We start from the raw sequence: 13,110 nt of genomic DNA on the forward strand, positions 1-13,110 counted from the left end.
TGGTAAAGTGGCGCACTTTTTCGAGGGGGCTGTCACTGTGTGGGAATTGGTCAAATCCGGCGGCTGGATGATGTTGCCGATCATTCTGAGTTCCATCGCCGCCATGGCGATCGTCGCCGAGCGCCTGTGGACCCTGCGCGCCAGTCGCGTCACCCCTGAGCATTTGCTGGGTCAGGTCTGGGTCTGGATCAAGGACAAGCAGCTCAACAAGGAAAAACTCAAGGAATTGCGCGCCAACTCGCCGCTGGGGGAAATCCTCGCTGCGGGCCTGGCCAACTCCAAGCATGGTCGCGAGATCATGAAGGAGTGCATCGAAGAGGCCGCCGCCCGGGTCATCCACGAGCTGGAGCGCTACGTCAACGCGCTGGGCACCATCGCCGCCATGTCGCCGCTGCTCGGTCTGCTGGGCACGGTGCTGGGCATGATCGATATTTTCAGCGCCTTCACCGGCTCGGGAATGACCACCAATGCTGCGGTGCTGGCCGGCGGTATTTCCAAGGCGCTGATCACCACCGCTGCGGGCCTGATGGTCGGTATTCCGGCAGTGTTCTTCCATCGTTTCCTGCAACGCCGCATCGATGAGCTGGTGGTGGGCATGGAACAGGAAGCGATCAAACTGGTGGAAGTGGTGCAGGGCGACCGTGACGTCGATCTGGCCGGGGGCAAAGCGTGAAATTCCGTCGCAAGCCCCGGGAAACGATCGACATCAACCTCGCGTCGCTGATCGACGTGGTGTTCATCCTGTTGCTGTTTTTCGTCGTGACTACGACCTTCACCCGCGAAACCCAGTTGCGCGTCGATCTGCCGGAAGCGGTCAGCGGCTCGCCGGCCGAGGATCAGCAGGTCAAGCAACTGGACGTGACCATCAGCGCCGAAGGCGTGTTCTCGGTGAACAACAGGATTCTGCCGAAAAACGATCTGGCCACCCTGATGGAAGCCATGCAGAAAGAATCCAACGGCGACACCAACATGCCGTTGTCGATAAGTGCTGACGGCAAGACTCAGCACCAATCCGTGATCACCGCCATGGACGCGGCCGGCAAGCTCGGTTTCAGCCATCTGCGCATGACCACGGTCGAGGCGGCGCCCAAATCCTGATGGCCATGTCCGATCGTCTGCTCGCCGCTTGGTATCAGGGGCACCCGGCCCTGACGCTGTTGCGGCCGCTGGAGTGGCTTTACCGCCGCGTCGTGGCCGGCAAGCGTCAGCGTTTTCTCGATGGCGAAGGTGAGATCTACCAGTCGCCGGTGCCGGTGGTCGTGGTTGGCAATATCACTGTCGGCGGCACCGGCAAGACCCCGATGATCCTGTGGCTGATCGAGCACTGCCGACGCCACGGGCTGCGGGTCGGTGTGGTCAGTCGTGGTTACGGCGCCAAACCGGAGCAACTGCCATGGCGAGTCCAGGCCGATCAGACTGCCGACATCGCCGGCGACGAACCTTTGCTGATCGTGCAGCGCACCGGCGTACCGTTGATGATCGATCCCGATCGCAGCGCCGCTGTCAGGGCCTTGCTGGACAGCGAGCCGCTGGACCTGATCCTGTCCGATGACGGCATGCAGCATTACCGCCTCGCGCGGGATCTGGAACTGGTGCTGATCGACGCCGCCCGAGGGCTTGGCAACCGGCGCTGTCTGCCCGCCGGCCCCCTGCGCGAACCGGCCGAGCGCCTGCAAAGCGTTGACGGTGTGCTGTTCAACGGCGCCCTTGAGGATCGCGACGGCGGTTTTGCTTTCCGTCTGCAACCTTCGACGCTGGTCAATCTGCACAGCGGTGAACGCAAGCCGCTCGATCATTTTCCGCCCGGTCAGGCCGTGCACGCGGTCGCCGGGATCGGCAACCCGCAACGTTTCTTCAATACCCTCGAAGCGCTAGACTGGCGGCCTGTGCCCCACGCCTTCGCCGACCACGCCGAATACAGCGTGCAGGCCTTGAGTTTCACGCCGTCATTGCCGGTGGTGATGACTGAGAAGGACGCGGTGAAATGCCGTGCCTTCGCCGCCGCCGACTGGTGGTACCTGGCGGTCGATGCCGTGCCGTCGCCGGCCTTTGTGGCCTGGTTCGACACACAGTTGATGCGCCTGTTGCCGGATCGTCTTTTGCCTTAATCCGTTTTTATCCAGGGAATGTTCATGGACACCAAATTGCTCGACATCCTCGCCTGCCCGGTCTGCAAAGGCCCGCTCAAGCTCAGCGCCGACAAGACCGAACTGATCAGCAAGGGCGCCGGTCTGGCGTACCCGATCCGCGACGGCATCCCGGTGATGCTGGAAAGCGAAGCCCGCACCCTGACCACCGACGAGCGTCTGGATAAATGACCACCGCCTTCACCGTTGTCATCCCGTCGCGTTATGCCTCGACCCGCCTGCCGGGCAAACCGCTGCTGGACATCGCCGGCAAGCCGATGATCCAGCACGTCTGGGAACAGGCCAGCAAAAGCAGCGCCAGCCGCGTGGTCGTGGCCACCGACGATGCGCGCATTGTCGAGGCCTGCAAGGCCTTCGGCGCCGAAGTGGTGCTGACCCGTGAAGATCACAACTCCGGCACCGATCGTCTGGCCGAAGTGGCTGGGAAGCTGGGTCTGGAACCGGATGCCATCGTGGTCAACGTGCAGGGTGACGAGCCGCTGATCCCGCCGAGCGTGATCGATCAGGTGGCCGCCAACCTCGCAGCCCACACCGAAGCGCGCATGGCTACTCTGGCCGAGCCGATCGAAGACGTCGAAACCCTGTTCAACCCGAACGTGGTCAAGGTTGTCAGCGACCTCAACGGTCTGGCGCTGACCTTCAGTCGCGCGACCCTGCCATGGGCTCGCGATGCGTTCGCCAAGAGCCGCGATGTTTTGCCGGAAGGCGTGCCGTATCGTCGCCACATCGGCATTTATGCCTACCGCGCAGGCTTTCTTCAGGACTTTGTGAGCTGGGGCCCGTGCTGGCTGGAAAACACCGAATCCCTCGAACAGCTGCGTGCCCTGTGGCACGGCGTGCGGATTCATGTGGCTGACGCGTTGATCGCGCCGCCGACCGGGGTCGACACCGCCGAAGACCTCGAGCGCGTCCGTCGCCTGCTGGAGGCCTGATGCGCGTTCTGTTCGTGTGCCTGGGCAACATCTGCCGTTCGCCCACCGCCGAAGGCGTGTTGCGCCATAAATTGCGCGAAGCAGGGCTGGCGGATCAGGTCGAAGTGGCCTCCGCCGGCACCGGTGACTGGCACGTCGGCAATCCGCCGGACAAGCGCAGTCAGGCTGCGGCCAAGTTGCGTGGTTATGACCTGTCGGCGCAGCGCGCGCAGCAGGTCAGCCGCGCCGATTTCGCCAGTTACGACCTGATCCTTGCCATGGACAACAGCAACCTGCGCAACCTCAAGGCCTTGCAGCCGTCCACCGGCAAGGCCGAGCTGGACCTGTTTCTGCGCCGCTATGCAGGCGTGGTCGACGAGGTGCCGGATCCGTATTACGACGGCGATCAGGGTTTCGAGCAGGTGCTGGATCTGATCGAGCGTGCCTGCGATCAGCTGTTGATCGAAGTGAAGGGGCGGTTATGAGTTTGCAGATACAGCCGCAGGTTTCCCTGAAACCCTTCAACACCTTCGGCGTCGACGTTCGCGCGCAGCTGTTTGCCGAAGCCCACAGTGACGCCGATGTGCGCGAAGCCCTGGCTTACGCGGCTGCTCACGACGTGCCGTTGCTGGTGATTGGCGGCGGCAGCAACCTGTTGCTCACGGCGGACATCCCGGCGCTGGTGCTGCGCATGGCCAGTCGAGGCATCCGCGTCATCAACGACGACGGCAACCGCGTGGTGATCGAAGCTGAAGCTGGCGAGCCTTGGCATCCGTTTGTGCAGCACACGCTGGCGCAGGGTTTTTCCGGGCTTGAGAATCTCAGCCTGATCCCCGGCACTGTCGGCGCCGCGCCGATGCAGAACATCGGTGCCTACGGTGTCGAGATCAAGGATGTGTTCGCCGGCCTGACGGCGCTGGATCGCCAGACCGGCGAGCTGCGTGACTTCAGCCTGGAGGAATGCAGGTTCGCCTACCGCGACAGCGTGTTCAAACAGCAGCCGGGTCGTTGGTTGATCCTGCGAGTGCGCTTCGCATTGAATCGAGTCGCGCATCTGCACCTGGAATACGGCCCTGTGCGTCAGCGTCTGATCGAGCAGGGCATCGAGCAGCCGACGCCGACGGATGTCAGCCGCGCCATTTGCAGCATCCGCAGTGAAAAACTGCCGGACCCGGCGGTACTCGGCAATGCCGGCAGCTTCTTCAAGAACCCGCTGGTGTCGGCGGCCGTGGTCGCACAGATCAAGGCGCAGCACCCGGATCTGGTGGCCTACGCGCAACCGGACGGGCAGATGAAACTGGCGGCAGGCTGGTTGATCGAGCAAGCGGGCTGGAAAGGTTTCCGCGAGGCCGATGCCGGCGTGCATAAATTGCAGGCGCTGGTGCTGGTCAACTACGGCGCGGCGACCGGGCTGCAATTGCTTGATCTGGCCCAGCGCATCCAGAAAGACATTGCAGAACGTTTCAATGTCGAGCTGGAAATGGAGCCCAATCGCTATTGAGGCTACGCTTTCAAGTCTGGACCCAAAGCCCTGCACTATTTAAAAAAGTGCAGGGCTTTTTTGTTAATCGCGGGTTAACGTAGCCAGCTAACGATACCAACCATTTGCTCCACCAAAGGCCCGGTGCAGACGTTCCCGTCGGTACAAGAGAGCCTGATTAGCCTGAGCCGATCTGCGCGAACCACTACCGTCCCTGCGGTGGCAGATGGCTCGACCCCATAACCTCCAAGAATATGCGGGCGTGCCCATGATTACCCTGAAACTCAATGGTCAAGATCATCCACTCGATGTCACCGAGGACATGCCACTGTTGTGGGCGATCCGTGACGTCGCTGGCTACAACGGCACCAAGTTCGGCTGCGGCATGGGCCTGTGCGGTGCATGCACCATTCATATCGACGGCGCGCCGGCGCGCAGTTGCATCACCCCGATCGGTTCGGTGGTCGGGCAGAACGTGACCACCATCGACAACCTGCATGCCGACCCGGTCGGTCAGATCGTTCAGCAAGCCTGGCTCGACACCGCCGTGGCCCAATGCGGTTACTGCCAGGGCGGGCAGATCATGTCCGCCACCGCGTTGCTCAAGACCAACCCGAACCCGAGCGACGAGCAGATCGAAGAGGCGATGGTCGGCAACATCTGCCGCTGCGGCACCTACAACCGGATCAAGACCGCGATCCGTCAGGCATCCACTCACCTGAAGGAGGCCAAGGCATGAGCCGTCTACCGAACGATTTCGCCCTGAGCAACCTGAGTCGTCGGGGCTTCCTCAAGGGCGTCGGTGCCACCGGGGCGTTGGTGCTGGCGGCGAGCTGGGGCTGGCAGGATGCGCTGGCCGAAGACAAGCCCAAGAAGTTTGGCGCCGACGGCATGCCCAACGGCTGGATCGACGATCCGAAGGTTTACGTCAGCATTGCCGCCGACGGCACGGTGACCGTGGTCTGTAACCGTTCGGAAATGGGCCAGGGCGTGCGCACCAGCCTGACCATGGTGGTCGCCGATGAGCTGGAAGCCGACTGGACGCACGTCAAGGTTCAGCAGGCGCCGGGTGATGAAGTGCGCTTCGGCAACCAGGACACTGACGGCTCGCGCAGCATGCGTCACTGGTACGAACCGATGCGCCGTTGCGGCGCCGCTGCCCGGACCATGCTGGAACAAGCGGCCGCCGCCCAGTGGAAGGTGCCTGTCGGCGAATGTCGCGCGCAACTGCATAAAGTCATTCACACACCTTCCGGGCGCGAGCTGGGTTACGGTGAGCTGGCCGCTGCGGCCAGTGCACTGACGGTGCCGCCCCGTGACAGCCTGCGGCTCAAGCAGTCGTCGGAATTCCGTTACATCGGCAAGGAAGGCACCAAGGCCATCGACGGTGCCGACATCGTCAATGGTCGCGCGGTTTACGGCGCTGACGTGCATTTCGACGGCATGTTGTTTGCGGTGATTGCGCGTCCGGCGGTGTACGGTGGCAAGGTCAAATCGGTGGATGACAGCGTCGCGCTGAAAGTGCCGGGCGTCCTCAAAGTCATCCAGATCGAACCCCGGCCATTGCCTTCGGAATTCCAGCCGTTGGGTGGCGTGGCCGTGGTGGCCAGCAACACCTGGGCGGCATTGAAGGGCCGCGAAGCGCTGAAGATCGAGTGGGACGATGGCCCGAACGCCACTTATGACTCGGTCGCCTATCGCAAGGAGATCGAAGCTGCTTCGCTGAAACCGGGCAAAGTGGTGCGCAATACCGGCGACATCGACAAAGCCATCGGCAGTGCCGCCAGCACCCTTGAAGCCTCTTATTATCTGCCGCACTTGGCCCAGGCACCGATGGAGCCGATGGTCGCCATCGCCCGTTACAAGGATGGCACCTGCGAGGCGTGGGCGCCGAGCCAGGCGCCGCAGGTCACCCGCGAGCGGATCGCCGAACGCCTGGGGCTGCCGTTCGATAACGTCACCTTCAATGTCACGCTGTTGGGCGGTGGTTTCGGCCGCAAGTCCAAACCGGACTTCGTCGTTGAGGCTGCCGTGCTCGCCAAGGAATTTCCTGGCAAAGCAGTGCGCGTGCAATGGACCCGGGAAGACGACATCCACAACTCGTATTTCCACACCGTATCCGCCGAATACCTCAAGGCCGGCGTCGGTAAGGACGGCTTGCCGTCTGCCTGGTTGCACCGCACGGTGGCGCCGAGCATTACCGCGCTGTTTGCGCCGGGCATGAACCACGAAGCTGCGTTCGAGCTGGGCATGGGCTTTACCAACATGGCCTACGCGATTCCCAACGTGCGCCTGGAAAACCCTGAAGCCACGGTGCATACGCGGGTCGGCTGGTATCGCTCGGTGTCGAACATTCCCCATGGTTTTGCGATTCAGAGCTTTGTCGACGAACTGGCGCACAAGGCCAAGGAAGATCCGCTCAAGTATCAGATCAAGTTGCTCGGCCCGGATCGGCAGATAGACCCGCGCACGCTCAGTGAAGAGTGGAACTACGGCGAATCCCCCGAGCGTTATCCGATCGACACCGGGCGCATGCGCACCGTGCTCGAAACCGCGGCCAAGGCGGCGGGTTGGGGGCGTCAACTGCCTAAAGGCCGTGGTCTCGGATTGGCGGTGCATTACAGCTTCGTCACCTATGTGGCGGCGGTGATCGAAGTCGAGGTCAAGGACGACGGCACATTGATCGTGCACAAGGCCGATATCGCCGTGGATTGCGGCCCGCAGATCAACCCGGAGCGGATCCGTTCGCAGTTCGAGGGCGCCTGTGTGATGGGCCTGGGTAATGCCGTGTGGGGCGAAATCAGCTTCAAGGACGGCAAGGTGCAACAGGACAACTTCCATATGTATGAAGTGGCACGCATGTCGCTGGCGCCGAAGGAAGTCGCGGTGCATCTGGTGACCCCGCCGGGCGAGGTGCCGCTGGGTGGTGTCGGTGAGCCCGGCGTGCCTCCGATCGCTCCGGCGCTGTGCAACGCGATCTTCGCCGCCACCGGTCAGCGCATCCGTAACCTGCCGGTGCGTTACCAGTTGCAGGGCTGGCAGAAGGCGCAAGCGTGATGGACAGCGCCGATCTGAATGTCCTGCGCAGTGTGCTCGAATGGCGTCGAGCCGGGCAGCGAGTGATGTTGTTCAGTGTCGTGCAGACCTGGGGCACCGCGCCCCGGGCGCCCGGCGCAATGCTCGCGTTGCGCGAAGATGGCGTGGTGATCGGCTCGGTGTCCGGCGGTTGCGTCGAGGACGATCTGATCGCCCGGCTGCACGACGGACGGATTCCCGCCGACGGGCCGCCGGTGCAGTTGATCACCTACGGCGTGACGCAGGAAGAGGCGGCGCGTTTCGGCCTGCCGTGCGGCGGCACTCTGCGCCTGACCGAGGAGCGAGTCGGCGATCCGGCGTGGGTCGCCGAGTTGCTGGATCGCTGCGAAGCCCACGAAATCGTCGCTCGCGAGCTGAACATCGGCACTGGCGAGGTGGTGCTGCGACCGGCCGGCAAGACTGACACCTTGAGCTTCGACGGCCAGACCCTGCGCGCCATCTATGGCCCACGCTGGCGCCTGCTGTTGATCGGCGCCGGACAGTTGTCACGGTATGTGGCCGAGATGGCGCGGCTGCTGGATTTCGAAGTGCTGATCTGTGATCCGCGCACCGAATTCGTCTATGGCTGGGAAGAGCAGCATGGGCGGTTTGTGCCCGGTATGCCGGATGAAGCGGTGCTGAACATCCAGACCGATGAACGCACGGCGATTGTCGCGCTGACTCACGATCCACGGCTGGACGACATGGCGCTGCTCACGGCGCTCGACTCCAAGGCGTTCTACGTCGGCGCACTCGGCTCACGGGTCAACAGCCGCAAGCGTCGGGAAAACCTGGCTGAGCTAGGCTTGTCAGAAGCGGCTATCGCCCGTTTGCACGGGCCGATCGGTTTGCATATTGGCAGCCATTCCCCGGCGGAAATCGCCTTGTCGCTGTTGGCGGAAATCGTCGCGATCAAGAATGGTGTCGAGCTCAAGCAGAAGAAAACAGTGGAGAGCGTATGAGCCGATCCATCGGAGTGATTGTGCTGGCGGCGGGCGAGGGCAGGCGCTTTCGCGAGGTGGCAGGCGTTGACAAGGACAAGCTGCTGGCCGATTGCACCGGGCGCGATGGCGCGGTGCGTTCGGTGATCGAGCAGGTGCTGGTGAATCTGCCGGCGAGCCTCGACCAGCGAGTGCTGGTGACGACTGAGGCGCGGCCGCAGGCTATGCGTATGGCGCAGGCTTATGGGTGTGACATTGTCTCGATCGAGTCCACCGGAATGGGCGACAGCATCGCGGCGGGTGTGGCGGCTTGCCCGGATGCCGATGGCTGGCTGATTGTGCTGGGCGACATGCCGTTCATCCTGCCGTCGAGCATTGAGCGGGTTGTGGCGGCGATTGCCGAGGATGCGGTCAGCGTACCGACGTTGAACGGTGACTATGGGCATCCGGTCGGGTTTGGTCGATCGTTCGGAGCGGGGCTGATGGCTTTGTCCGGTGACCGGGGCGCCAGGCCATTGTTCAAGCAGGGGCGTGTGGTGGAAGTGGTGGTAGATGATCCCGGCGTTCTGTGGGATATCGATGTGCCGCAAGCGCTGGTTTTCCCTCAAGTTTGAAGTACGCACAGATTCCTGTGGGAGCGGGCTTGCCCGCGATGGCGGAGTGTCAGGTAGTGGAACAGGTATAGACAGACCGCTATCGCGAGCAAGCTCGCACCTACTATTGAGTTGTGTGAATTTTGAGGCATAAAAAAGCCCCGCCTGGATTACCAGGCGGGGCTTTTTAGTGGCGTTTGGAATCAGACGAGGGGTTTAGGCTCGTGTTCTTTTTCCTGGGCCTCTTCGTGTTGCTCGACCGCTTCCTGAACGGAGCGTGGTGCCTCGGCAATCACAGCTTCAACGGCAACTTCCTCAGCGACCGGGGCAGGAGCAGCCTCGACCACTTCGGCAGTTGGAGCAGCAGCAGCGGCGGCGGCAGCCAGCTCGGCTTCCTTCTGCAGACGCTCTTCTTCACGCTTGCGACGACGCACTTCACGCGGGTCGTTCGGTGCGCGGCCGCTTGGGGTCAGGGCGCTGACCGGAGCAGCTTCAACCACTGGCGCTGGTGCTTCGGCTACTACTGGCGCTTCAACCACAGGGGCTTCAACGACCGGTGCCGGTTCAGCAACAACTACTGGCCCGGCAGCCTTGGCTTCTTCAACAACAGGCGCTTCAACCACTGGCGCTGGTGTTTCAGTGACAGCCGGCTCGGCGACCCAGTTGAACGCGGTCTGTTCTTCGCGAACTTCACGCACGGTTTCGGTCACGGTTTCAGCGACGGTTTCGACAACCGACTGTTCAGCGACGGCTGGCGCTTCAAAGGACACAGCTGGTTCGGCAGCGACTTCAACCTGAGGCTGAGCTTCGCGAACCGGAGCCACTTCGACTTCCGGAGCAGCCTTCGCTTGGACTGGCGTGGTCGCTTCAACAACCGGCGCTTCAACTGGAGCACTTTCCAGCGTGGCAGCAGTGGCGCGTTCAGCTTGCTCGTGAGCCTGAGCTTCGGCTGGAGCGCTGATCACGGTGCTGGCAACCGCCGCGGTGACGGCCAGGCCGGCGGCCAGATCGGCTGTGCTCGGTTGTGCCGCTTCAGTGTTCTCTGCGGACTCTTCCGAACCCTCGATCACGTTGCCGTTGGCATCACGCTGACGCTCGCGACGGTTGCTGCGACGACGCTGACCACGGGAGCGGCGGCGTGGACGATCGCCTTCGGCGTTCTCCGAACCGTCTTCCGGCAGTTGCTCTTCGTTGGTGTGGGTTTCTTCTTCGGCGACAGCGGCAGCGGCCTGTTCGGCACGCGGTTGACGCTCTTCGCGCGGAGGACGTGGTGCACGTTCTTCACGCGGCTGACGGGCCGGACGCTCTTCAGCGGTGGCGGCAGCAGCAACGGCCGGAGCGGCATCCAGCGGCTCGCGCAGTTCACGTACGCGTTCTTCACGCTCGCCACGCGGCTTGCGATCTTCACGCGGAGCACGTGGTGCACGTTCTTCACGAGGGGCGCGTGGTGCGCGTTCTTCGCGGGCTACCGGCGCTTCGTCACGGGATTCGCGTGGCTCGCGGACTTCACGTGGCTCGCGCGGTTGACGCTCTTCACGCGGCTCACGTGGGGCGCGCTCTTCACGCGGTGCACGTTCTTCGCGCGGTTTGCGTTCTTCATCGCGGCGACCGTTACGGTTGCGGCTCTGCTGACGACCGTTGCGACGCTCTTCGTTGCGGGCCGGACGCTCGGTGGCAGGTTTTTCAACCACCACCGGAGCAACTGGCTCTTCCTTGGTGGCGAACAGGCTGACCAGCGACTTCACCAGGCCTTTGAACAGGCTTGGCTCTGGCGCGGCAACCGGAGCAGGTGCCGCGGCCGGTGCGGCGACTTCGGTCGGAACCGGAGCGTTGGCGCGGGCCGGAGCCGTCTTGACGGCGGCTTCCTGGCGAACCAGGGTGCGGGTTGCGGCGGCTGGCTGGACGTCTTCGACATCGGCGGCAGCGGCAGCGATTTCGTAGCTGGACTGGTTGGTCGCGGCTTCCGGGCTGTCGTCACGCAGACGCTGAACTTCGAAATGCGGGGTTTCGAGGTGATCGTTCGGCAGGATGACGATGCGGGCGCGGGTGCGCAGTTCGATCTTGGTGATCGAGTTGCGTTTTTCGTTGAGCAGGAACGCGGCCACCGGGATCGGCACTTGAGCGCGAACTTCGGCGGTACGGTCTTTCAGGGCTTCTTCTTCGATCAGGCGCAGGATCGCCAGGGACAGCGATTCGACGTCACGGATGATGCCGGTGCCGCTGCAACGCGGGCAGACAATGCCGCTGCTTTCGCCCAGCGAAGGACGCAGGCGCTGACGGGACATTTCCAGCAGGCCGAAGCGCGAGATGCGACCGATCTGCACGCGAGCGCGGTCGGCCTCCAGGCATTCGCGGACTTTCTCTTCCACGGCGCGCTGGTTCTTGGCAGGGGTCATGTCGATGAAGTCGATGACGATCAGGCCGCCGATGTCGCGCAGGCGCAACTGACGGGCGATTTCTTCGGCGGCTTCAAGGTTGGTCTGCAGGGCGGTTTCTTCGATGTCGCTGCCTTTGGTGGCGCGCGCCGAGTTGATGTCGATGGACACCAGGGCTTCGGTCGGATCGATGACGATGGAGCCGCCGGACGGCAGTTCGACGACGCGCTGGAAAGCGGTCTCGATCTGGCTTTCGATCTGGAAACGGTTGAACAGCGGAACGCTGTCTTCATACAGCTTGATCTTGCTGGCGTACTGCGGCATCACCTGACGGATGAAGGTCAGGGCTTCGTCCTGGGCTTCAACGCTGTCGATCAGCACTTCGCCGATGTCCTGGCGCAGGTAATCGCGGATGGCGCGGATGATCACGTTGCTTTCCTGGTAGATCAGGAATGGCGCGGAACGATCCAGCGAAGCTTCTTTGATGGCTGTCCACAGTTGCAGCAGGTAATCGAGGTCCCACTGCATTTCTTCGCTGCTGCGGCCAAGGCCTGCAGTGCGCACGATCAGACCCATGTCGGCTGGAGCAACCAGACCGTTCAGCGCTTCACGCAGTTCGTTGCGTTCTTCGCCTTCGATGCGACGGGAGATGCCGCCGGCACGCGGGTTGTTCGGCATCAGTACGAGGTAACGACCGGCCAGGCTGATGAAGGTGGTCAGGGCTGCGCCCTTGTTGCCACGTTCTTCTTTTTCGACCTGAACGATGACTTCCTGGCCTTCGCTCAGGACGTCCTTGATGTTGACGCGGCCTTCAGGGGCTTTCTTGAAGTATTCGCGGGAGATTTCTTTGAGGGGCAGGAAGCCGTGGCGCTCGGAGCCGAAATCGACAAAGGCAGCCTCAAGGCTTGGTTCGATGCGAGTGATGCGGCCTTTATAGATGTTGGCCTTTTTCTGCTCGCGTGCACCGGATTCGATGTCCAGGTCGTAGAGGCGCTGGCCATCTACCAGTGCAACACGCAACTCTTCGGGTTGAGTTGCGTTAATCAGCATTCTTTTCATGTAGTACCGTCGGTTTCCGGGCTGCCGGAAACGGCGTTCGGCACACACGACTTCTCACGGTCGGTGTCAGGTGCGTCGGGAGTGGTTGGCCATTCCCGTGTCCAGCGATGTCCGGCCAATTGGGCCGTTATCGCGACGTACGCGTCCTGCTTGCTGTGGCTACTTAAGCACTCAGTCAGGAGGAGGAATCAACCGGTGGCTGTGGACGAGATGAAGCGTCTTGATAAAGCCTGTTGTTACACAGTCCAGCGGTTGTGCATCTCCACCCTACACGTATCCCTGATAATTCGGGTGCTGCCGCGCGCAGAATCCGCAGCGGGTTGGCATTTACCGTGAGCTCCGAAAGGGGAGGTCACGCATCATGGCTAATTCAGGCGGTGTTTCCGGAGCCTTCGCTCGGGGTCATCCGCGGCTGACTGCACTTTGTGAACTGGCCGTGAATATGGCTCGCGTGGCGAGTGAAAACTCTGCTTTGCGGCGTGATTCAGGCCTCATGTCACCTGCGCTTGTTACAGCTGCAAACTCCACC

12 protein-coding genes are annotated in these 13,110 nt (G+C 62.6%); 11 read left to right on the forward strand and 1 reads right to left on the reverse strand.

The window, feature by feature from the left end:
- Positions 1-37: 37 nt before the first annotated feature.
- The 11 genes from ACTJK7_RS18115 (at position 38) to ACTJK7_RS18165 (ending at position 9,168) form a co-directional block, all read left to right on the forward strand.
- A complete protein-coding gene (locus ACTJK7_RS18115) occupies positions 38-673 on the forward strand; it encodes a MotA/TolQ/ExbB proton channel family protein (RefSeq protein ID WP_163976130.1) in 636 nt (211 codons plus the stop codon).
- Positions 670-1,098 (forward strand): ExbD/TolR family protein, encoded by a 429-nt coding sequence (locus tag ACTJK7_RS18120; protein WP_323151199.1) that lies wholly within the window; start codon positions 670-672, stop codon positions 1,096-1,098. Before ACTJK7_RS18115 ends, ACTJK7_RS18120 begins: the two co-directional genes overlap by 4 nt.
- Positions 1,098-2,108, forward strand: a complete 1,011-nt coding sequence (gene lpxK / locus ACTJK7_RS18125; protein WP_323151200.1) for a tetraacyldisaccharide 4'-kinase — start codon at positions 1,098-1,100, stop codon at positions 2,106-2,108. The genes ACTJK7_RS18120 and lpxK overlap by 1 nt, the downstream gene beginning before the upstream one ends.
- Before the next feature lie 24 nt (positions 2,109-2,132).
- Positions 2,133-2,318: a Trm112 family protein gene (locus ACTJK7_RS18130; RefSeq protein ID WP_003179363.1), complete on the forward strand. Its 186-nt coding sequence runs from the start codon at positions 2,133-2,135 to the stop codon at positions 2,316-2,318.
- Positions 2,315-3,079 (forward strand): 3-deoxy-manno-octulosonate cytidylyltransferase, encoded by a 765-nt coding sequence (gene kdsB / locus ACTJK7_RS18135; RefSeq protein ID WP_440780217.1) that lies wholly within the window; start codon positions 2,315-2,317, stop codon positions 3,077-3,079. The genes ACTJK7_RS18130 and kdsB overlap by 4 nt, the downstream gene beginning before the upstream one ends.
- Entirely contained in the window at positions 3,079-3,543 is a 465-nt protein-coding gene (locus ACTJK7_RS18140) for a low molecular weight protein-tyrosine-phosphatase (protein WP_007950772.1), read from the forward strand. Before kdsB ends, ACTJK7_RS18140 begins: the two co-directional genes overlap by 1 nt.
- On the forward strand, positions 3,540-4,559 hold the full coding sequence (gene murB / locus ACTJK7_RS18145; RefSeq protein ID WP_108562977.1) for a UDP-N-acetylmuramate dehydrogenase: 1,020 nt from the start codon (positions 3,540-3,542) through the stop codon (positions 4,557-4,559). Before ACTJK7_RS18140 ends, murB begins: the two co-directional genes overlap by 4 nt.
- Positions 4,560-4,806: 247 nt before the next feature.
- Positions 4,807-5,277 carry a (2Fe-2S)-binding protein gene (locus tag ACTJK7_RS18150; RefSeq protein WP_039770687.1) on the forward strand — a complete coding sequence of 157 codons (471 nt, stop codon included), beginning with the start codon at positions 4,807-4,809 and terminating at the stop codon, positions 5,275-5,277.
- Positions 5,274-7,595 (forward strand): molybdopterin cofactor-binding domain-containing protein, encoded by a 2,322-nt coding sequence (locus tag ACTJK7_RS18155; RefSeq protein ID WP_440780215.1) that lies wholly within the window; start codon positions 5,274-5,276, stop codon positions 7,593-7,595. Before ACTJK7_RS18150 ends, ACTJK7_RS18155 begins: the two co-directional genes overlap by 4 nt.
- Positions 7,595-8,575 carry an XdhC family protein gene (locus ACTJK7_RS18160; RefSeq protein ID WP_064383496.1) on the forward strand — a complete coding sequence of 327 codons (981 nt, stop codon included), beginning with the start codon at positions 7,595-7,597 and terminating at the stop codon, positions 8,573-8,575. Before ACTJK7_RS18155 ends, ACTJK7_RS18160 begins: the two co-directional genes overlap by 1 nt.
- On the forward strand, positions 8,572-9,168 hold the full coding sequence (locus ACTJK7_RS18165; RefSeq protein WP_108562975.1) for a nucleotidyltransferase family protein: 597 nt from the start codon (positions 8,572-8,574) through the stop codon (positions 9,166-9,168). The genes ACTJK7_RS18160 and ACTJK7_RS18165 overlap by 4 nt, the downstream gene beginning before the upstream one ends.
- Positions 9,169-9,350: 182 nt before the next feature.
- On the opposite strand, the gene rne is transcribed toward ACTJK7_RS18165, so the two are convergent.
- Complete coding sequence (rne, locus tag ACTJK7_RS18170) at positions 9,351-12,581, reverse strand: ribonuclease E (RefSeq protein WP_440780214.1); 3,231 nt, start codon at positions 12,579-12,581, stop codon at positions 9,351-9,353.
- Positions 12,582-13,110 lie beyond the last annotated feature (529 nt).

Source organism: Pseudomonas sp. 22085 (genome assembly GCF_052045815.1).
GTDB classification, from domain to species: Bacteria; Pseudomonadota; Gammaproteobacteria; order Pseudomonadales; family Pseudomonadaceae; genus Aquipseudomonas; species Aquipseudomonas glycinae.